The organism is Crenobacter intestini (assembly GCF_004919095.1).
Lineage (GTDB): Bacteria > Pseudomonadota > Gammaproteobacteria > Burkholderiales > Chromobacteriaceae > Craterilacuibacter > Craterilacuibacter intestini.
Genome location: NZ_STGJ01000007.1, coordinates 135,042 through 155,055, shown reverse-complemented (window position 1 = coordinate 155,055; position 20,014 = coordinate 135,042). Strand labels below are relative to the sequence as shown.

Below are 20,014 nucleotides of genomic sequence, written 5' to 3'. Positions count from 1 at the left end.
ATCCCAAAGGGCAAATAACAATGATTCGCATTATGCGCCTATGGTTCGATAGCTGCCAACTATTTTCCACAGAGGGATGAAGGGCTTAGCTGTGAAGTTGTTCACACTCCGTTCACTTAGAAATCATTTGCTACCAATATTGGCGCATCGAAAACAAATACGGAGCGCCCTCCATGAAGAAACTACTGATCTCCCTGCTGTTCGCCACCTGTGCCGGTAGCGTGTTGGCTGGCTGGGGTGGCGTGCGCCACGAAATCCGTGAGGGTATCCACGAAGTGGGCAAGGCCAAGCGCGAAGGGGCACGCGAGGTGATCGCCGAGAAGCGCGAGGCCGCCCGTGACTACTACCGCGCCGACACGCCGTGGGAAAAGCGCCAGGCCATCCGCGAGGGCATCCGCGAAGTGCGCCAGGCCAAGACCAAGGCCTACTTCGACGTACAGAAGGAAAAGCGCGAGGCGCGCCGCGAGATCCGCCGCGAGTACTACCGCGGCTGGTAAGCGGCCCCACCATGCAAAAGCCCCCGCAGGTCCGTGAACCTGCGGGGGCTTTGTCCTGCCTGAAACCGGCTTATTCGGCCGCCGGCTTGAGGATGCTGGCGCGGGCCGCCTTGGCCGCCGCCTTCGCCTCGGCGGCTGCACGCTCCTCGGCCTCGCGTTCGGCACGCTCGCGCTCGCGGCGCACGTTCAGGTAGTCCATGATCGCGCGGGTCAGCTCGCGGGTACCCTCGCCGGTCAGCGCCGAGATCGCGAACACGCGCGGCGTGTCCGCGTCGAAGCCGAGGCTGTCGTCCGGCTTGCCCCACTTCCAGCCGTAAGCCTCGAGGAAGGCCGACACCGTCAGCTCGCGCTCTTCTTCCGGCAGCATGTCCAGCTTGTTGAGCACCAGCCAGCGCGGCTTCGCGAACAGTTCCTCGTCGTACTTCTTCAGCTCCTCGAGGATCGCGCGCGCCTCGCGCACCGGGTCGACGTCCGGGTCGAACGGCGCGATGTCGACGATATGCAGCAAGAGGCCGGTGCGCTGCAGGTGCTTGAGGAAGCGGTGGCCGAGGCCGGCGCCGTCGGCCGCGCCCTCGATCAGACCCGGGATGTCGGCGATCACGAAGCTCTTGGTGTCCGGCATGCGCACCACACCCAGGTTCGGGTGCAAGGTGGTGAACGGATAGTCGGCCACCTTGGGCTTGGCCGCCGACACCGAGCGGATGAAGGTCGACTTGCCGGCGTTGGGCATGCCCAACAGGCCGACGTCGGCGAGCACCTTCAGCTCCAGCTTGAGCATGCGAGCCTCGCCCTCTTCGCCCGGCGTGCACTGGCGCGGCGCACGGTTGGTCGAGCTCTTGAAGTGGATGTTGCCGAGGCCGCCCTTGCCGCCGCGCGCGATCATCACGCGCTGGCCGTGGTGGGTCAGGTCGGCGACCAGCTCGCCGGTGTCGGCGTCGGCGATCACCGTACCCACCGGCATGCGCAGTTCGATGTCGTCGCCGCCCTTGCCGTAGCAGTCGGCACCGCGGCCGCGCTCGCCGTGCTGTGCCAGGTACTTCTTGACGAAGCGGTACTCGACCAGCGTGTTCACGTTCTCGTCGGCCAGCGCGTAGACGCTGCCGCCCTTGCCGCCGTCGCCGCCGTCCGGGCCGCCGAACGGCACGTATTTCTCGCGGCGGAAGCTGGCGGCGCCATTGCCGCCCTTGCCCGCGATGACTTCGATGCGGGCTTCGTCGATGAATTTCATGTGTACTCCTCGCGCTTAAGGCGTCAGGGGTGAAGCGCCGCGTAGGCAGCGGCTCGCGCCTTGCGCCTCGAACAAAAAAGAAAAGCCCTATCGCAGGATAGGGCTTCTCGGACAGATGCCGGAATTACTCGGCGTCTACACCGGTGTACGGGACAACGCAAACGGTCTTGCGCTTCAGTGCACCCTTGGTGGTGAACTGCACGTAGCCGTCAACCTTGGCGAACAGGGTGTGGTCCTTGCCCTGACCGACGTTTTCGCCGGCGTGGAAGCGGGTACCGCGCTGACGCACGATGATCGAACCTGCCGGGATCAGCTCGCTACCGTAAACCTTCACGCCCAGGCGTTTGGCTTCGGAGTCACGACCGTTGCGGGAACTACCGCCAGCTTTCTTGTGTGCCATGACTTATGCTCCTTACTTCGAAATCGCGTCGATGCGGATTTCGGTGTAGTTCTGACGGTGACCCTGATGCTTCTGGTAGTGCTTACGACGACGCATCTTGAAGATGCGGATCTTTTCGCCACGACCATGGGCAACGACGGTGGCCTGTACGGTGGCACCAGCCACGCGCGGGGTACCGACAACAACCTGTTCACCGTCAGCGACCATCAGCACTTCTTCAAGTACGATTTGGCTGTCGATGTCTGCAGGTATCTGTTCTACTTTGAGTTTTTCGCCGACAGCAACTTTGTACTGCTTGCCACCGGTTTTTACGACCGCATACATTCGATAAGCTCCTGATTCTGGCTCCCGTACCGAAGCGGCACGGAGAGAGCACGAGACTATACGCAAGTGACTGAATCCTGTCAATTTTTCCGCCCGCAGCCCCCTTGATGCGGGGAGCATGGCGAGGGCATGGTCTTTCTGTTAACATCGTCAGCCTGAACCGACCGGCCAACCGTCACCCCGAAGCCAGTACCGTGACCCAGCATCTCTACCGTACCCTGATCGCCGAAGACATGCAGGCGGTCGACCAAGTCATCCGCGCAAGCCTGCACTCCGACGTCGTTCTGATCCGCCAGATGGCCGAGTACATCATCGGCGCCGGCGGCAAACGCATGCGCCCGGCTCTAGTGCTGCTCGCCGGCCGCGCCTGCGGCTGCCAGAGCGAACACCTGCACCGGCTGGCAGCGATGATCGAGTTCATCCACACCTCGACCCTGCTGCACGACGACGTCGTCGACGAGTCCGGCATGCGCCGCGGCCGGCAGACCGCCAACGCGCTGTTCGGCAATGCCGCCAGCGTCCTGGTCGGCGACTTCCTATATACCCGCGCGTTCCAGATGATGGTGCAAAGCGGCAGCATGCAGGTGCTCGAAGTGATGGCCGAGGCGACCAACATCATCGCCGAGGGCGAGGTGCTGCAGCTCCTGAACATCGGCGAGACCGACGTCTCGGAAGACGCGTACCTGACGGTGATCCGCTACAAGACCGCCAAGCTGTTCGAGGCCGCCGCCCGCGTCGGCGCGCTGATCTCGGACGCCGGCGCCGCACACGCCGACGCGCTCGCCGCCTTCGGCATGCACCTGGGCACCGCCTTCCAGATCATCGACGACGTGCTCGACTACTCGGGCGACGCCGAGACCATCGGCAAGAGCCTCGGCGACGACCTGGCCGAGGGCAAGCCGACGCTGCCGCTGATCTACACCATGCGCCAGGGCGGCGCCGACGCCGCGGCGCTGGTACGCCGGGCAATCGAAAACGCCGACCGCGCGCTTTTCCCGGAAGTGCTCGCTGCGGTACAATCATGCGGCGCACTCGATTACGCACGCAGCGAGGCCGAAAAGGCCGCCGACGCGGCGATCACCGCGATCGCCGTACTGCCGGACTCCGACGCCAAGCGTGCGCTGGTCGACCTCGCGCACCAGGCCGTCGACCGCCAGGCCTGACCGCTTGATCCGTCTCCGTAGTTAAATGGATATAACGGCCCCCTCCTAAGGGGCAGTTGGTGGTTCGATTCCACCCGGGGGCACCAACAACACGTCCGCGACAGTTCGGACAAGTCCACGAAACCCGCACGGCCGCAGCCCTGCGGGTTTTTTGTAGCTCTTCCGGCTACGGTGACGCCCCGTTGCGGCAACTTTCCTGCTAGCCGACACCCCACACCGCGACCCGTTCGGCGCCTACCGCGACGATCCCTTGAGCGTGTTCATGCAAAAACGGCTGTCCAGCCCGCCACGGGTGCCGTAAGCGGGTGCCGCCCGCGTCCTCTGCTGATCTGGCGCAAACTTCGTGCTAATCGCGGCGCTGCCCCGTTGCGCAGGCCGGCGGCCTTTTGGTTTGATGGCAGGGTCAACCCACAAGGACGCCGCATGAACACCCTGTTCCCGCTCCACACCGCCGGCACGCCGACCGCGTGCCGCGCCGTGGCGCGCGCGTCCTTTTCCGGCCTCATTATTATCCTGGCGCACAGCGTCCAGGGATAAAGGCCTCACACCGCCGACCCCTGGGCCCAGGGGTCCGGTCGGCAACGCATCGCTCCCCTCCCCGGACAGGCCGGCATCACAGTTACTGGAGACTGTATGTTGGGCAACAAGGACACCGCCGTACTCGGCATGATGGTTTTCGCGCTGTTCCTCGGCGCGGGCAACGTGATCTTCCCGCCGATGGCCGGCTACCAGGCCGGCAGCCACTGGCTGGCCGCCGCGCTCGGCTTCATCGTCACCGGCGTCGGCCTGCCCTTCGTCACCCTGCTGGTGGTCGCCGCCGCCGGCAACGGCGAGGCACTATCGCGCGGTTTGCCGGCGTGGGCCGCCACGCTGTTCTGGTGCGCGCTCTACCTGGTGATCGGGCCGACCTTCGCGATGCCGCGGGTGGTCAACGTCGCGTACGAACTGGGCGCGCTGCCGCTGGGCCTGCCCGCGCACGACGCGACCCGACTGGTGTTCGCCTGCGCGTTCGGCGCAGGCGGGCTGTGGTTCATGCTGCGCCCAGGGTCGCTGATCAACCATATCGGCCGGGTGATGACGCCGGCGCTGTTGCTGCTGCTCGCCGCGGTCGCCGCCGGCGTGCTGGTCGCGCCGGTCTCGCCGGTTGCGCCGACGGGTGCAAGCGACGCGTTCACGGCCGCTGCCGACGGGCTGGTCAGCGGCTACCAGACGATGGACGTGTTAGGCGCGATGGCGTTCGGTGCGCTGGTCGCGCAGATGCTCTCGCTCAAGGGCATCACCCGCAGCCGCGACGTCGCCCGCGTCACCGCCAAGGCCGGCCTCATCTCGGCCGCGTTGCTCGCCCTGCTCTACCTGTGCCTGTTCTACCTGGGCGCGACGGCCGGCACGCTCGCCGAGGGTACCCCCAACGGCGGGCAGATCCTCGCCCGTTACGTGGACGCGCTGTTCGGCCCGGCCGGTAGCGTGCTGATGGCCGGCATCATCCTGCTCGCCTGCCTGACCACGCTGGTCGGCGTCACCAGCGCGAGCGCCGCCTACTTCGCGCGCACCTTCCCGGCACTTTCGTATCCGCGCGCGCTCGCCGCGTGCATGCTGGCGACCGTGGTCGTCGCCAACTTCGGCCTCGACCAGCTGATCCGCGTCACCGTGCCGGTGCTGTTCCTGATCTACCCGCCGGCCATCGCGCTGGTGGTGCTACACGCGCTGAAAAGCCGGCTGAGCGCGCCAGCCTTCTCCGCCGCGCTGACGCTGCCGGTGGCGACGCTGCTGGGCCTGGCCGACGCGCTCAACGCGGCGGGGCTGCTGGGCGGGGGGCTGCTGGCCGTCTGCCGCCAGTTGCCGCTGTTCGCGCAAGGCCTGGGCTGGCTGCTACCCAGCGCCCTCGCGCTGGCGCTGTCTGCCGTGCTGCCGCTGGCAAGGCGGATGGCGCGGGCGTAAGCGGGGGCGGGCAATCGACACCGGCGCCGGCTATAACGGCCGGATCGGAATGGCGGAGAGCCCCATGACTGTCGAATCCCTTGCCCCGCTCGCCTGGCTGACCATCACTATCGGCGTGATCTGCTGCCTGTATATCGCGCTCGACCAGCGCCACCGCCCGCCGCCGATGATGAAGATCATGCTGTGGGTGTGGCCGGTGAACGCGCTGTGGGCCGGCCCGCTGGCGATCTGGGCGTACCGCGTGATCGGCAACGGCGGCAAGCCGCGCATTGCTGCCGGTGTGCCGGCGCAGGCTCCGGGCGGGATGGCCGGCATGCCACACGACATGTCCAAGATGGCCAAGCACGACATGGGGGATATGGCAGGCCACGACATGGGTGCCATGCACCACGACATGGCCGATATGCCCGGCCACGGCATGGGCAATATGGCTGGGCACGCCATGACGGGCATGCAGCACGGCATGCCCAGGCGCCCGTTCTGGCAGAGCATCGTCGCCGGTACCCTGCACTGCGGCGCCGGCTGCACGCTGGCCGACCTCGCCACGCCGTGGCTGTTCGCTGCCGCGCCCTTCCTGGTGCTGGGCAGCCCGGTTTTTGGCGAATGGACGCTGGCCTACCTGCTCGCGCTGGTGATCGGCGTCGGCTTCCAGTACGGCGGGCTGATCGGCATGGTGCCGGAGACCGGCGCCGCCCTGGTGTGGCGCGCGCTGAAGGTCGACTTCTTCTCGCTGTCCGCGTGGCAGGTCGGCATGTATGGCTGGATGGGCTTCGCGATCTTCGGCGTGTTCGGCCCGCTGCACCCTACCGAGCCTGCGTTCTGGCTGATGATGCAATTGGCGATGGCGTGCGGCTTCGTCACCGCCTATCCGATGAACTGGCTGCTGGTCAAGACAGGTATCAAGCACGCGATGTAGCGGCGGATGACCCAAACTGGGTTTGCGGCGACAATGCACGCATGAGCGCACCAAGCCCCGACCTTTTTCCCTTCTGCGCGCTGCCCGCGCAATCCTTCTACGCTACGCTGCGCCCACTCGCGCCCCTGCTGGACGGCCTGTCCGGCTGGCCGGACCAGGCCGGCTACGACGCGCTGCTTGCGCGCGCGCGCGCGGCGGGCATCCAGCTGCCGGGCAGCTTGCGCTTCGTCAGCGACCTCGAGCCGGCCGCCTATTACGAAAGCCATATCGGCGCGACCGGCGAAGTACCGACACGCAGCCGCAACTGGCACGACTGGTTCGGCGCGCTCTCCTGGCTGGCCTGGCCCCAGACCAAGGTCGAACTCAACGCGCGCCATGTGCGCGCGATCGGGCGCGGCGAGGTGCAGCGCGGCCCGCTGCGCGACGCGGCGACGCTGCTTGACGAATGCGGCGTGCTGGTCGCCACGAGCCGGCCCGAACTGCTCGACGCGCTAAGCGGGATGGACTGGCGCGCGCTGTTCGTCGACGCGCGCGAGGCGTGGGGGAAGGAGATCGAGGTGCGGGTACTGGGCCACGCGGTGTTCGAGCAAGGGCTGACCCCTCACCGGCTATGGTGCGCGAAGGCGCTGCCGGTGACGGTCGACGCCGGCTACTTCGCGCTGACCGACGCGCAGCGCACCGCGCGGCTCGACGCCGCGCTTGCCGCCGCGCTCGGCGACGACGCATGGCTGACCCGGCCGCGCGAGTTGCCGCCGCTGCCGCTGCTGGGCATCCCCGGTTGGGACGACGCCAACCGCGACGCCGCCTACTACGACGATACGGCTTACTTCTGCCGCACGCGGCGCGCGAAGTCGGCCAGCGTGATGCTGGAAAGCGTCGTAGAGAACGGCGCGAACACCGCCTCGACCTCGCGCGCGACCTCGTCGTCGGCCTCGCCGCCGCGGTAGACGAAGCGCTCGAACAACTCGGCCAGCGTCACCGTCGACAGGCGGCGCGCCAGCACCCAGTCGCCCGCTTGCGTGCGATCGACCAGGGCGCCTGCCGACAGGCGGTCGAGCACCCAGCCCAGTTCGTCGAAACCGACCGCCACCTCGGCACGCAGCGCGCGCGCACTCATGGCGCCGCCTGTCTCCTGCGCGGCGTCGAGCAGCAGCAGCACTTCGATCGCGTCGAGGAAACGCCGCCTCGGCTCGTTGCGGCGGCGCCAGGCGTCGCCCTCCCAGTACGCGAGCGAGGCGGTGAAGCTCGCGCCGCCGAGCAGCACCATCCACAGCAGGAACACCCACAGCAGGAAGATCGGGATGCTGGCGAAGGCGCCGTAGATGGTCTGGTACGAGCCCATCTGCCCGATATACAGGCCAAACAGCGCGCGCACCGCCTCGAGCAGCACCGCGGTCAGCGCACCGCCGACCAGCGCGTCGCGCAGCGGCACAAAGCGGTTGGGGACGATGCGCAGGAAGCACGCGAGCACCAGCGTGGTCAGCAGCACCGAACCGCCGGTTTGCACCGCCGTGTCCAACAGCGACGAGATGCGCTCGAAGGCGGTGACCTTGAACAGCCAGCGCCACGCAAGCAGGCCGCCGCCGAGCACCACCGGCCCCAGCGACAACACCAGCCAGTACACCAGCGCCTGGTGCAGCAGGGGGCGCGGCTTGTTCACGCTCCAGATCGCGTTGAAGGTGCGCTCGATGGTCGCCATCAGCATCACCGCGGTCAGCGCGAGGAACAGCACGCCGAACAGCGTGAGCCCGGCGGCGTTCTCGGTGAATTCGCGCATGTAGACGGTGATCACCTTGCCGGCGAACTCCGGCACCAGCGTGGTCAGCAGCAGCACCTTGAAGCGGTTGCTGTACTCGGAAAAGGCCGGGAACGCGGCGAACACCGTCAGCGCGATGGTGAGCAGCGGCACCAGCGACAGCAGGCTGGTGTAGGTGAGGCTGCCGGCGACCTGGATCAGCCGCAAACGGACCATGCGCGCGAGGACGAAGCGGGCGAAGCCTGCGAGACGCTGCAGGAGGGACAGGGGCATGGCGGCTCGATGGTAAGATGTTGCCATAAATGGTAACGCCTACGGAGCAAGCATGCAGGAGATCCTGGTCCTTTATTACAGCCAGCACGGCGCGACGCGCGAACTCGCGCGGCTGATCGCGCGCGGCGTCGACTCTGTGGAAGGCTGCCGCGCCCGCCTGAGGACCGTGCCCAAGGTGTCGACCGTGTGCGAGGCGACCGCGCCGGCAATCCCCGACGAAGGCGCACCCTACGTCGAGCGCGCCGACCTTGCCGAGTGCGCCGGCCTCGCGCTGGGCAGCCCGACCCGCTTCGGCAATATGGCCGCGCCGATGAAGTACTTCATCGACGGCACCAGCGCCGAATGGCTCTCCGGCACCCTCGCCGGCAAGCCCGCCTGCGTGTTCACCAGCACCGCGTCGATGCACGGCGGCCAGGAGACCACGCTGATCTCGATGATGACCCCGCTGCTGCACCACGGCATGCTGATCGTCGGCCTGCCGTACAGCGAACCCGACCTCGCCGCGACCCAGGGCGGCGGCACCCCGTACGGCGCAAGCCACGTCTCCGGGCTGAAAAACGAGCACCCGATCAGCGAGGCCGAGCGCCGGCTGGCGATCGCACAGGGCAGGCGGCTCGCCGAGGTCGCCAGGAAGCTGGCGACCTGACGCACCTGCAAGGCGGCGGCGTCTCGTCTAGAATGCGCGCGAAACCTAAACCGGAGGACAAGCATGCGTAACGTCACCGTCGCCGCCACCCAGATGGCGTGCTCGAACGACCTGGAAACCAACCTCGCCAACGCCGAGGCGCTGGTGCGCGAGGCCGCCGCGGCCGGCGCGCAGGTCATCCTGCTGCAGGAATTGTTCGAGGGGCCCTACTTCTGCATCGACCAGGACGCCAGCTACAACGAGCGCGCCCATGCGCTGGAAAACCACCCGTGGCTGCCGCGCTTCCAGGCGCTGGCCGCCGAGCTTGCGGTGGTGCTGCCGGTGAGCTTCTTCGAGCGCGCCGGGCAGACCCAGTTCAACAGCGTGGCGGTGATCGACGCCGACGGCAGCGTGCTGGGCACCTACCGCAAGATGCATATCCCGGACGGCCCGGGCTACACCGAGAAGTTCTACTTCTCGCCCGGCGACAAGGGCTTCCCGGTATGGCAGACCCGCTACGCGAAGATCGGCGTTGCCATCTGCTGGGACCAGTGGTTCCCCGAGGCGGCACGCTGCCTGGCGCTGAACGGCGCCGAGCTCTTATTCTACCCGACCGCGATCGGTAGCGAGCCGCACGACGCGGGCATCCAGTCGGCCGACCACTGGCAAATCTGCCAGCGCGGCCACGCGGCGGCCAACCTGATGCCGCTGGTCGCGAGCAACCGGGTCGGCACCGAATGGGGGAAGCACTGGAGCGACACCTTCCACGGCAGAAGCTTCATCGCCGGCGCCGAAGGCGAGCTGGTGGCCGAGGCCGGCGCGGTGAGCCGCGCGGTGCTGACCGCGACCTTCGAGCTGGACGCGCTAGCCGCCAAACGCCGCGCGTGGGGCGTGTTCCGCGACCGCCGCCCCGAACACTACCGCGCGATCTGCACGCTGGACGGACGCGGCTGAGCCCTGGCCTACGCCCCCCGCGCCGACGGGACGTCCAGCCCCGGCGCGATGGCGGCCAAGTCGGTCGCGAACGCCAGCTGCCTGATCCAGGCGAGCGTGGTGGGCTCCGGCCTGAGCAGCCAGGCGCGGGCGTAGGCATCGGCAGCGAGGTCAAGCTCGCCGGAAATTTCGTGCAGCTTGCCGTGGATCACCTGCGCGCGCCAGGTTTCCCGTGTGCGCAGGACTTTCTCTATCATCTCTTGCCCCTGTCGCGGCCGGCCTCGCGATAGGGAATACAGCGCCTGCGCCTCGCCGATCAGCGGATGGCTGAAATAGGGCGACGCTGACAACCCGACCAGCGTCGACATCGCCGCATCCGCCCTCGCGCGCCATTGCACCGTCTCGCCGCCGGCCTCCGCCTGTTCCCCGCCCGCCAAATCACTGAGCGCCAGCAGGCTGATGGCGAGCATGGCGAGCACCTCCGGCCGCGTCGGGTAGCGCTCACGCACCGTTTCCAGCAGGTTCACTGCCTCGCGTAGCGAAGCGGCATCGGCTCGGTAAAGGTAGTAATGTCCACTGAAGAACTGCTCGGTCGCAGAAAGGTCGTCGAGGGCATCTGCGCCGGGCAGGCGCGCCGGCAGGGGCTGGTGCAGCGCACACAGCAGGTCGGCCGACAGCGCGGTCATGGTCGCGGCCTGCAACTGCAGCGGGTAGTGCTTGTCGAGCAGCACCTGCTCGCGCAGCCGGTGGCTCAGCCGCGCGTGCAGGTACGGCTGCCGGCCGACCTCCACCACGCGCAGGACCAGGCGGCGGCCGCTGTTGGGCCGCGCAGAGGCGCGACCGCGATTAGGCATCTGCACCACCTCGTATGGGGTATACGTGGCGATGGTATGCGCGGCGAACGCTCCCAAACCGACCAGCCGGGTCTCCAGTCGCTCGTCAGCCACCAGCTCAAAAACGACCGCGATGCGTCGCGCGTTGGGCAGCGCCAGCGAGCGGGGAGCGCTGGCGTTTGCCATATGCAAGGGCCACAGCATCGCCAGCACCGCGATGAAACACGCCGACAGCACGCCAAACAGCAGCCAGCGCGCACCCAAGTGCTGCACCGCGACCGCCCCGGGCATCCCGACATCTGCCAGCACGCTCAGCCTGTAACCGCGCTTGGGAATAGTCTGGATATAGCAGGGTGCGTCTTCCCGCCCGTCGCGCAAGGCCTGGCGCAATTCTGACACGGCCTGGGTCAGCGCGTGGCCGGCCGGGTCGACGCCGCACGCCGCCGCCAACTCGGCCTGCCCGAGCACCACGTCAGGCTGAGCGGCCAGACAGGCGAGCAGCCGGGCCGCGCGCGGCGTCAGCGTCACCGCACGGCCACGCCGCTCATCACGCAACTGCCCGAGCGGAGGCAGGAAAGTCCAGTCGCCGATACGGATATCAGGTCCGGTCATGAGATACCTGCAGTGGGAAACGACGACGTTATTTTACACTTGTATCTAATAAAATTTATCTAGTTTTAAACATAAATTAATCTAATCTTCCACTCCAGACATCTGAATGTCCGCCATGCCGGCCATGCGCGTTGCAAGCAACGGACAGACTTCGGCAAGATCGGTGTCGTAGCCCACACGGACAATCCAGTCGAGCGTACCCGGGTCCGGCTTGAGCAGGTAGGCCCGGCTGTAGGCGTCGGCCGCCTCGTCCAGCCGCCCCGCCAGTTCGGCGAGCTTGCCGCGCACAATCTGCGCATGCCAGGTTTCGCTCTGCCGCAGCGACTGTTCGATCAGCGCCACACCCTCGGCCTGACGCCCCTGATACAGGGCGTGCATCGCACTCGCCTCCAACACTATCGGGTAGGCAAACTCCGGCGCCCCCTCCTGCCGGTCCAGGATGTCGAAAGTCGCGTCCGCCGTCTCTAGCCAGCGCCCCCCCTCGCCCGTATCCAGATTGCTCAAGGCGAGCTCGACGATGCCGCGTAGCGCCAACAAATCGGATCTGGGCATGGGACGGGCAGTCAGCTGGACAAGCGTCGCGTGCGCCATGCGCAAGGACGCTGCATCGCCCATGGACATCCGGTAATACGCCCGGAAAAAGCTTTCAATGTCCGGTACACAATCAGCATAAGGCTCGGCCAATGGACGGGCTGGCTTCGGATAATGCAGCGCCACCAACAGGTCCGCACCTAAAGCCGACATCGTTTCGTCCAGCGGGTACAAGGGGTAGCGCTTGTCGAACAGCAACTGCCCTCGCAGCCGGTGTTCGAAGCGGGCCCGCAGGAAGTCTCCCCCACCGACGCGTTCGACGCTCAGCCCGAGCACCCGTGCGCTGCTCTGACAGCGGCAATGGGGACCCTCGCCGGACTTCATGATCTGGACCATCTCGTAAGGCGTGCGCACGGTCAGGATATGAGCGGCAAATCCGCCCAATCCATACTGCAAGGCGGCCAGCCGCTCGTCATCTGTCGACTCGAGATGGATGACGATGCGCCGGGTATTGGGCAGGGAATCCTGCGCTGGTACAGACGACCGTGCGTGCCACAGAAAGACGGCCGCGAACGACAGGGCCACTAGTAACAGCACGCTCGCCAGCAAGGCAGGATGCCGCCGTCCAAACGCGCGGTCGATGGCGGAAACGGCGGCTACCGCCTCTTCGTCCGTCCGCACGACATCCGGCAAGCCGGCAACAGGCAGCGGCCCGGTGCAGTGCTCGACAGGCACGGCCAGTCGGTAACCGCGTTTAGGCACGGTCTGGATATAGCAGGGCGCATCCTCCCGTTCCCCGCGCAGGGCCTGACGCAGTTCGAAGATGGCCTGGGTCAGCGCGTGGTCGGTCACTTCAGCGCGCGCCCATGCGCCGTCGATCAGCTCGTCCCGCCCCAGCACTTCGCCGGCACGCCCGACCAGACAGGCCAAGAGCTGCGCAGCGCGCGGCGTCAGCATCACCTCGACGCCGCCCCCCTCGCTGCGTAGCAAGCCCTGTCCGCTCAGGAACAGCCAGTCCCCCACCCGATAATATTCTTCCCGCATCCGTGCCCGAGAGTTATTTGAAATTTACATATAAGCCTATCACCAATAAATGATGCCACACGTGAGCAAGCAGCACGCTAGCGGGACAATCCTGCAAGAATGCCGCACGGCAATCAGCTGGCGTCGGCCTCGTCGATCCCGTCGCGACGCAGGATCTTGCGCAGGATCTCCAGCGCCTCGAGCTGGGTCTGGCGTACCCGCTCGCGGCTGACGCCCAGCTGGCGGCCGGTCGCCTCCAGCGTCAGCGGCTCTTCGCCCGACAGGCCGTAACGCAGCTCGATCACGGTGCGCTGCCTGGGCGGGAGCTCGTCCAGCCAGCCCTGCAGCCCGCCTTCCAGTTGCTCGCGGTGCAGGATCAGGTCGGGCGACACCTGCTGCTCGTCGGCCAGCGCGTCGGCCAGCGTGAGGTCGGTCTCGCCGCCCAGCGGGGTCTCGAACGACACGCAACCGGCCTGCAGTTCGAGCAAGCCTTCCAGCTCGGCGCGCGGGCAATCCAGGTGACGCGCGACGTCGGCGAGCGACGGCTCGCGGCCGCTATTTGCCTCCAGCGTGCGCTGGGTACGCTGCAGCTTGGAGAGCTGCTTGCCGATGTGTACCGGCAGGCGCACGGTGCGCGACTGGTTGAGCAGCGCGCGCTCGACGTTCTGGCGGATCCACCAGATCGCGTAGGTTGAGAAGCGGTAGCCCAGCTCGGGCTCGAACTTGTCGAGCGCGTGCATCAGGCCGAGGTTGCCCTCCTCGATCAGGTCCAGGAAGTCGACGCCGCGGTTCAGGTAACGCTTGGCCACCGACACCACCAGCCTCAGGTTGCGCTCGATCATCTCGCGCCGCGCCAGCTCGTCGCCGGCCTTCATGCGCCGGGACAGCCGCTGCTCCTCCTGCTGGCTCAGGATCGGCTTGCGTCCGATCTCGTTCAGGTAGACGTTGGTCAGGGTGGCGGCTTCGGCCTGCCACAAGGCAGCGGCCGCTTCTTCGGCCGCCACCGCGACGGCGGCCTCGCCATCGCTCGGTTGATCATCGAAAGATTCGTCTACAACGTGGACACCCGCAACCGCAAACATGGCGCTCTCCTGCTTCCATTTCATGACTGGACACGCTCCTTCCCGCCGGGTTCTCCGGAACGGGGGGAGCCGATGGCGGCAAAGTTAATGCCGCATGCCTGTCGTGTCCTCACCCGGCGGTCAGTTATCGCCCCGCCATATCAGGAAAATATCAAGCCATTGTTACAAAAGGACTTTCCCGCCGCTCGGTAGCGTCCGCCCATCCAAAAAAACCACCAACAACCTTGCCCTGCCCGGCCGCATCCACTGCCGCCACGCCTGCACTGTCACCCCTGTCACCCGGCTGACACCCACCCGCAACGCCTGCACGGCAAGGGTTTGCGGGGGGACCGGCAGCCGGTGGGGGTGTCACCGCCGCAGGGCGCGGTGACAGGCGGTGACACCCGAAAGCGCGGCCCGTCCCGCTCTAGGCCGCATCCAGCCGTGCACCCAGAAGTTGGCACAGCGATTGCTATCTATCTTGCGAGCTTCAGCAATCCAACTTTCACAACTTTGGAGGTAAGTCATGGCACGGACATTCAAGGAAGTGCTCAGCGAAGCCGGCATCTCGATGGACTTTGAAGCCGGCGGCAAGGCACCCGCCGCGCTCACCGACCGCGAGATCCAGCGCGAGCCGCACGAGCGTGTGAAGTACCTGAAGGAGCGCTATATGGAAGCGCTCTCCTCGATCAACAACGAGTTCCCGTACTGGTACACCCGCGAGTACATGCGCAACGACCTCGAGCTGCCGGTGGTACGCCGCGCGCTCGCGCTGAAGGCGGGCTTCAGCCACCTGACCCCGGCGATCTACCCGAAAGAGCTGCTGACCATGCGCAAGGGGCCGTTCGTCCGCGGTTCGTTCGCGATGCCGTGGCTGACCAACTCCTTCTTCCTCGCGCAGGGCGACGCGCTCTACCAGGCGGCGATGAAGAGCGGCTCGGCCTCCGCCGGCGAGCACTCCAAGTTCGGCGCGGGCGGCGGCAACGTCACCCAGTCCTTCGGCAACGTGGTGTCGGTCGCCGGCAAGTTCGGCGTGCGCCAGGAAGAAGTCGGCATCCTGGTCAAGCTCGCGCACATGTGGCAGGACAAGTCGGTCGAGCAGATCTCCAACCGCTACGAACGTATGGTGCCGGGCTACGACATCAAGGAGCAGGTGATGCGCTCCCTGGTGTGCATGTTCGACTCCGGCTTCACGCTGCCGCAGGGCCGCGAGGTGATCAACTACTACTACCCGCTCGAGTACGGCTTTGACGGCATCGTGCGCATGTGCGAGGAGAAGATGGCCGAGTGCGCCGGCGACGCCGGCGGCGACGGCATGGTCGGCACCAACCGCCTGTACAACTACTACGCGGTCAAGCTGGTGATCGAGGGCGTGCAGGCGTGGATCGAGAACTACGCGGCCGAGGCGCGCCGACTCGCCGGCGTCACCCCGGACAAGCAGCAGGCGACCGAGTACGCGGCGATGGCCGACCGCCTGCACCATATCGCGCACCACCAGCCGCGCACCTTCATCGAGGCGCTGCAGATGGTCGAGACGCTGCACATCGCCGTCGTCAACGAGGACGCGATCTCCGGCATGTCGGTCGGCCGCCTGGGCCAGGTGCTGTACCCGTGGTTCGAGCAGGACATCGCCGCCGGACGCATCAGCGAGGACGAGGTGCTCGAACTGCTCGAGCAGGACCGCATCCTGAAGACCTCGATCGACCCGTTCGCGTCGACCGGCGTGGTCGGCGGCGTGCTCTCCGGCAACTCGTTCAACACCCTGTCGGTCGGCGGCGTCAACCGCCGCGGCGAGTCGGCGGTCAACCGCCTCGAGTACCTGATCCTCGAAGCCGGCGTGCGCAACGCGATGCCGCAGTCGACCATCGCGCTACACTACGACGAGCGCCTGCCGGAAGACTTCCTGCTCCTGGCGATGGACGTGATCAAGTCCGGCGCCGGCTACCCGGCGTTCATGAACAACGACGTCGCCGAGCAGTTCTTCATGCAGCACTACGCGTGCGAGAACATCACGCTGGAAGAGGCGCGCGCCTGGTCGATCGGCGGCTGCCTGGAGAGCCAGCCGGGCGTGTGGAAGACCATCCACCTGAACGGCAAGGCCTACGAGGTGCCCGGCGGCGCCTGCCAGCCGACCTCGGTCGGCATCCACTTCCTGGCGATGCCGAAGATCCTCGAGCTGACCTTGTTCAACGGCGTCGACCAGCGCACCAAGGCGCAGGTCTACCCGCCGCACAACCGCAAGCTCGAGAGCTACGAGGAAGTGTGGGACCAGTTCAAGCTGTACTGGCAGCTCTCGTGCAAGGTGCTCGAGCTGTGCAACAACCTGCAGCACGACATCTGGCGCAAGAACAACATGGCGGTGTTCAACTCCATGCTCAAGCCGGGGTGCCTCGATAGCGGCCACCTGATCAACGAACTCGGTTACCGCTTCAACGCGACGTACAACGTCGAGAGCTGCGGCACGGTGACCTGGGTCAACTCGATGGCGGCGCTGAAGAAACTGGTGTTCGAGGAGAAGCAGTTCACGCTCGACGAGGTGCGCGAGGCGATGGTCAAGAACTTCGGCTTCAAGACCGCGCACGAGGTCAACTCGTTCTCGATCTCCGACCAGCAAAAACGCGAGGACGACGACGGCCGCTTCAACCGCCTGCACTTCGCGCTGTTGCAGGCACCGAAGTACGGCAACGACGACAAGGCGGCCGACGAGGTCCTGCTCGAGTGGGAAAACTGGTTCTGCGACGACTGCGCGAACTACCAGTCGCTGTACGCCAAGCCGATGTACGCGTGCCAGATCTCGGTGTCGACGCACGGCGCCCAAGGTTCGGCCACCTGCGCGACACCGGACGGCCGCCTGGCCGGCACCACCTACGCCGACGCGTCGATGTCGGCGTACCCGGGCACCGACCGCAACGGACCGTTCGCGCTGCTCAGTTCGGCGACCGTCTGGGACCACTCGATGAGCCAGAACTCGCAGATGAACGTGAAGATCCACCCGACCGCGATCCGCGGGCCGGAAGGCAGCAAGAAACTGCTCGACCTGATCCGCGCCTACATGCGCAAGGGCGGCTTCCACATCCAGTTCAACGTGGTCGACACCAAGGTGCTGCGCGACGCGCAGGCACATCCGGAAAACTACCGCGACCTGATGGTCCGCGTTGCCGGCTTCACCCAGTACTGGGTCGAAATCGGCAAGTCGGTGCAGGACGAACTGATCGCACGTACTGAATACGAGGGCTTCTGACATGACACAACTGACCTTCCGCGACACCCGTGACTATGTGGCCATCGACGTGGACAAGGGCATCGACCACCGCACCGGCAAGCTGGTGCACGCCGACGCCGAGGCGCCCAAGGGCTACGAACGCCTCGCCAAGTGCAAGTTCTGCAAGCACTACCAGGCCGAGGACGCCAACAACGGCTGCTGCACGGCGGCATCACCGACCTTCGCGGCGTACGGCGACATGATCGCCATCACCTGCGAGGACTTCACGGCGGTGCATTAAGCGCAGACAAGGCCCGCCACACGGCGGGCCTTTTTTGACAGGAGCTTTGTATGAACGAAGAGCAACTCTCCCGCCGCTACGGGCTGATGACCGTCGCCGCGTCGTGGCTCGCGGTGTTCTGCCTGTTCGGTTACCGCGCCACCTTCGCCATCCTCAAGATCCCGATGAGCGAGGACCTGGGCTGGACCCAGTCCGAAGTCACCCTCGGCTACTCCTTGATGATGGCGATCTACGCGGTGACCGCCTACTTCAGCGGCATGATCCTCGACAAGTGGGGCACCCGCCCGGTGTACGCGATCGCCACCGTGTTCGGCGCGCTGGGCTTCGTGCTCACCTCGATGGTCAGCAGCCACTTCGCCTACCTGTTCACCTTCGGCGTGGTCGGCGGCGTCGCCACCGGCATGCTGTGGGTGACCTCGACGGTGTCGGTGCGCAAGTGGTACGTAGGCAAGACCTACGGCGCGATGTGGGGGCTGGCCTTCGCCGGCGCGCCGCTCGCGCAGTTCTCGCTCGCCTACGTGACCAAGGCGTCGCTGGCTGACGGCGGCGCCGACGCCTGGCGCGGCACCATGATGCTGCTGGGCGGCATCATGTTCGTCGCGCTGGCGCTGGCGGTGGTGATGGCGCGCAAGGGCCCCGAAGCCTACGGCGTCAAGGCCAACGGCACGCCGCCGGGCGGCCCGGCCCGCGCGCAGTACGAGTGGACGGTGAAGGAGGCGTTCGGCCAGTACGCGGTGTGGGCGGTGATCCTGATGTTCCTCACCAGCATGATGGCCGAGTTCCTGATCTGGACGCAGGTGGTGTCGTTCTGGGTCGCCGACCTGGGCTGGACCAGCGACACGGCGATCTGCGCGTACTCGATCATCGGCCTAGTCGGCATCTTCTCGATGCCGATCATGGGCAAGGTGTCCGACTGGGTGGTCGAGAAGACCGGCAACGAGACCGTCGGGCGCAAGTTCATGCTGATCCTCGGCCCCAGCACCGGCGTCGTCGCCTGCGTGCTGCTGCTGATGTCCGGGCAGAGCATGACCATCGCCTACGTCTCCTGCGTGATCTTCGCCGTGTACTGGGCGATCGTCCCCGGCGGGGTGGTCGGCTACACCGGCTCGGTGTTCGGCGCCAAGACGCTCGGCAAGATCTGGGGGATGTGCACGCTGATCGTGATGGGGATCGGCCCGTTCGCCGGCTCGTTCATCGGCGGCTACCTGAAGGACGTCTCCGGTAGCTACACCTACTCGATCTACTACGCGATCGGCAGCTTCTTCGGCTCCATCCTGCTCGCCGCCTCGCTGCCGCGCATGGTGCACGCGCCGGTGAAGAAGGAGGACGACATCAGCCACCACGCCCACGCCTGAGCCCCCCCCACCGCGCCCCGGGCCCTCGCCCGGGGCTTGTCCCAACCATCACGATCAGGAGCACACCATGGACGAGCCGCTCAAGGGCCTCATCTTCGACATCCAGGGCCATTCGCTGCACGACGGCCCGGGCACCCGCACCACCGTGTTCCTCAAGGGCTGCCCGCTCAAATGCGACTGGTGCTGCAACCCTGAGGGCATCCACCGCTACCCCGAGATGCTGTACTACGAGAGCCGCTGCGTGCGCTGCGGCCACTGCATAGACGCGTGCCCGCACGGCGCGATCTCGGTGGTGGACGGACTCGCCCGCCACGACCGCGAGAAGTGCGCGCACTGCGACAGCCACGAATGCGTGGCGGCCTGCTACCACGAAGGCAAGTGCCTGACCGGCAAGTACTACACCGTCGACGAGCTGATGCAGATCTTCCAGCGCGACCGCCAGTTCTGGGGCGGCAAGGGCGGTGCCAGCTTCTCCGGCGGCGAGCCCCTGCTGCAGCGGCACTTCATCCGCGAAGTGCTGCGCCGCTGCAAGGAGGCGATGATCCACACCTGCATCGAGACCACCTCGCACGTCCAGCCGGACTTCTACCTGGACGTGATGCAGTACGTCGACTGGGTGTTCACCGACATCAAGCATATGGACCCGGACGCGCACAAGGCGCGTACCGGCGTCGACAATGCGCGCATCCTCGCCAATATCGAGGCGCTGGCGAAGAAGGAAGACTGGAACGGCGTGCTGGTGGTACGGGTGCCGGTGATCACCGGTTACAACGACAGCGAAGAGAACATCCGCGCGACCGCGCGCTTCATCCGCGGCATCGGCATGGACGCGCTGAACCTGCTGCCCTTCCACCGGCTGGGCGAATCCAAATACCGCCAGCTCGACCAGTGTTACCCGTTCGCCGAGATGAAGCCGCCACAAGACGCGCATATGCGCGCCTTGCAGCGCGCCGCGCTGGACGAGGGCATCTACTGCTTCGTCGGCCACGAGACACCGTTCTAGGCGCGGCCCGCGTCGGGCTGCCAACCCCTTTTCCCGGGAG

General features: G+C 66.5%; 17 protein-coding genes, 1 tRNA gene and 1 pseudogene. 12 read left to right on the top strand and 7 right to left on the bottom strand.

The genetic code is table 11. From position 1 onward, the window contains the following. Window positions 1-173 precede the first annotated feature (173 nt). The gene (locus tag E5K04_RS07955; RefSeq protein ID WP_136552758.1) at window positions 174-497 is read left to right on the top strand and encodes a hypothetical protein; all 324 of its coding nucleotides are present in this window, start codon (window positions 174-176) and stop codon (window positions 495-497) included. Window positions 498-567: 70 nt separating this feature from the next. Here the strand turns inward: E5K04_RS07955 and obgE are convergent, their stop codons facing one another. The 3 genes from obgE to rplU all read right to left on the bottom strand — a co-directional run bounded on the left by obgE (window position 568) and on the right by rplU (window position 2,449). Continuing rightward, window positions 568-1,725: a GTPase ObgE gene (gene obgE, locus E5K04_RS07950; RefSeq protein WP_136552756.1), complete on the bottom strand. Its 1,158-nt coding sequence runs from the start codon at window positions 1,723-1,725 to the stop codon at window positions 568-570. A 124-nt stretch (window positions 1,726-1,849) separates the two neighbouring features. Continuing rightward, window positions 1,850-2,125 carry a 50S ribosomal protein L27 gene (gene rpmA / locus E5K04_RS07945; protein WP_136552754.1) on the bottom strand — a complete coding sequence of 92 codons (276 nt, stop codon included), beginning with the start codon at window positions 2,123-2,125 and terminating at the stop codon, window positions 1,850-1,852. Window positions 2,126-2,137: 12 nt separating this feature from the next. Next, complete coding sequence (gene rplU, locus E5K04_RS07940; protein WP_136552752.1) at window positions 2,138-2,449, bottom strand: 50S ribosomal protein L21; 312 nt, start codon at window positions 2,447-2,449, stop codon at window positions 2,138-2,140. A 194-nt stretch (window positions 2,450-2,643) separates the two neighbouring features. Between rplU and ispB the strand changes: the two genes are divergently transcribed. From ispB to E5K04_RS07915, 5 genes are all read left to right on the top strand, one after another. Continuing rightward, on the top strand, window positions 2,644-3,612 hold the full coding sequence (ispB, locus tag E5K04_RS07935; protein ID WP_168929186.1) for an octaprenyl diphosphate synthase: 969 nt from the start codon (window positions 2,644-2,646) through the stop codon (window positions 3,610-3,612). Window positions 3,613-3,623: 11 nt separating this feature from the next. Further along, window positions 3,624-3,698, top strand: a tRNA-Arg gene (locus E5K04_RS07930). A 547-nt stretch (window positions 3,699-4,245) separates the two neighbouring features. Beyond that, a complete protein-coding gene (gene brnQ, locus E5K04_RS07925) occupies window positions 4,246-5,550 on the top strand; it encodes a branched-chain amino acid transport system II carrier protein (RefSeq protein ID WP_136552747.1) in 1,305 nt (434 codons plus the stop codon). Window positions 5,551-5,614: 64 nt separating this feature from the next. Beyond that, window positions 5,615-6,466 (top strand): DUF4396 domain-containing protein, encoded by an 852-nt coding sequence (locus tag E5K04_RS07920; protein WP_205700321.1) that lies wholly within the window; start codon window positions 5,615-5,617, stop codon window positions 6,464-6,466. 41 nt (window positions 6,467-6,507) lie between these two features. Next, a complete protein-coding gene (locus E5K04_RS07915) occupies window positions 6,508-7,413 on the top strand; it encodes a DUF3025 domain-containing protein (RefSeq protein WP_235844307.1) in 906 nt (301 codons plus the stop codon). A 284-nt stretch (window positions 7,414-7,697) separates the two neighbouring features. On the opposite strand, the pseudogene E5K04_RS16870 reads toward E5K04_RS07915, so the two are convergent. Then, window positions 7,698-8,495 (bottom strand): annotated as a pseudogene (locus E5K04_RS16870) (YihY family inner membrane protein); the annotation flags it as partial. Between the two features lie 52 nt (window positions 8,496-8,547). Between E5K04_RS16870 and wrbA the strand changes: the two are divergent. Both wrbA and aguB read left to right on the top strand, forming a co-directional pair. Then, a complete protein-coding gene (wrbA, locus tag E5K04_RS07905) occupies window positions 8,548-9,141 on the top strand; it encodes an NAD(P)H:quinone oxidoreductase (RefSeq protein WP_136552743.1) in 594 nt (197 codons plus the stop codon). A gap of 63 nt (window positions 9,142-9,204) precedes the next feature. Beyond that, the gene (gene aguB / locus E5K04_RS07900; RefSeq protein ID WP_136552741.1) at window positions 9,205-10,074 is read left to right on the top strand and encodes an N-carbamoylputrescine amidase; all 870 of its coding nucleotides are present in this window, start codon (window positions 9,205-9,207) and stop codon (window positions 10,072-10,074) included. 8 nt (window positions 10,075-10,082) lie between these two features. On the opposite strand, the gene E5K04_RS07895 is transcribed toward aguB, so the two are convergent. From E5K04_RS07895 to E5K04_RS07885, 3 genes are all read right to left on the bottom strand, one after another. Continuing rightward, entirely contained in the window at window positions 10,083-11,498 is a 1,416-nt protein-coding gene (locus tag E5K04_RS07895; RefSeq protein WP_136552739.1) for a winged helix-turn-helix domain-containing protein, read from the bottom strand. Between the two features lie 81 nt (window positions 11,499-11,579). Next, complete coding sequence (locus E5K04_RS07890) at window positions 11,580-13,073, bottom strand: winged helix-turn-helix domain-containing protein (protein WP_136552737.1); 1,494 nt, start codon at window positions 13,071-13,073, stop codon at window positions 11,580-11,582. Window positions 13,074-13,186: 113 nt separating this feature from the next. After that, window positions 13,187-14,134 carry a sigma-70 family RNA polymerase sigma factor gene (locus E5K04_RS07885; protein WP_168929185.1) on the bottom strand — a complete coding sequence of 316 codons (948 nt, stop codon included), beginning with the start codon at window positions 14,132-14,134 and terminating at the stop codon, window positions 13,187-13,189. A gap of 505 nt (window positions 14,135-14,639) precedes the next feature. Between E5K04_RS07885 and hpdB the strand changes: the two genes are divergently transcribed. The 4 genes from hpdB (at window position 14,640) to E5K04_RS07865 (ending at window position 19,974) form a co-directional block, all read left to right on the top strand. After that, a complete protein-coding gene (hpdB, locus tag E5K04_RS07880; RefSeq protein ID WP_136552733.1) occupies window positions 14,640-17,354 on the top strand; it encodes a 4-hydroxyphenylacetate decarboxylase large subunit in 2,715 nt (904 codons plus the stop codon). 1 nt (window position 17,355) lies between these two features. Then, entirely contained in the window at window positions 17,356-17,616 is a 261-nt protein-coding gene (gene hpdC / locus E5K04_RS07875; protein WP_136552731.1) for a 4-hydroxyphenylacetate decarboxylase small subunit, read from the top strand. A 50-nt stretch (window positions 17,617-17,666) separates the two neighbouring features. After that, window positions 17,667-18,971 carry an MFS transporter gene (locus tag E5K04_RS07870; protein WP_205700319.1) on the top strand — a complete coding sequence of 435 codons (1,305 nt, stop codon included), beginning with the start codon at window positions 17,667-17,669 and terminating at the stop codon, window positions 18,969-18,971. 67 nt (window positions 18,972-19,038) lie between these two features. Continuing rightward, entirely contained in the window at window positions 19,039-19,974 is a 936-nt protein-coding gene (locus E5K04_RS07865) for a glycyl-radical enzyme activating protein (protein ID WP_136552729.1), read from the top strand. The last annotated feature ends 40 nt before the right edge of the window (window positions 19,975-20,014 follow it).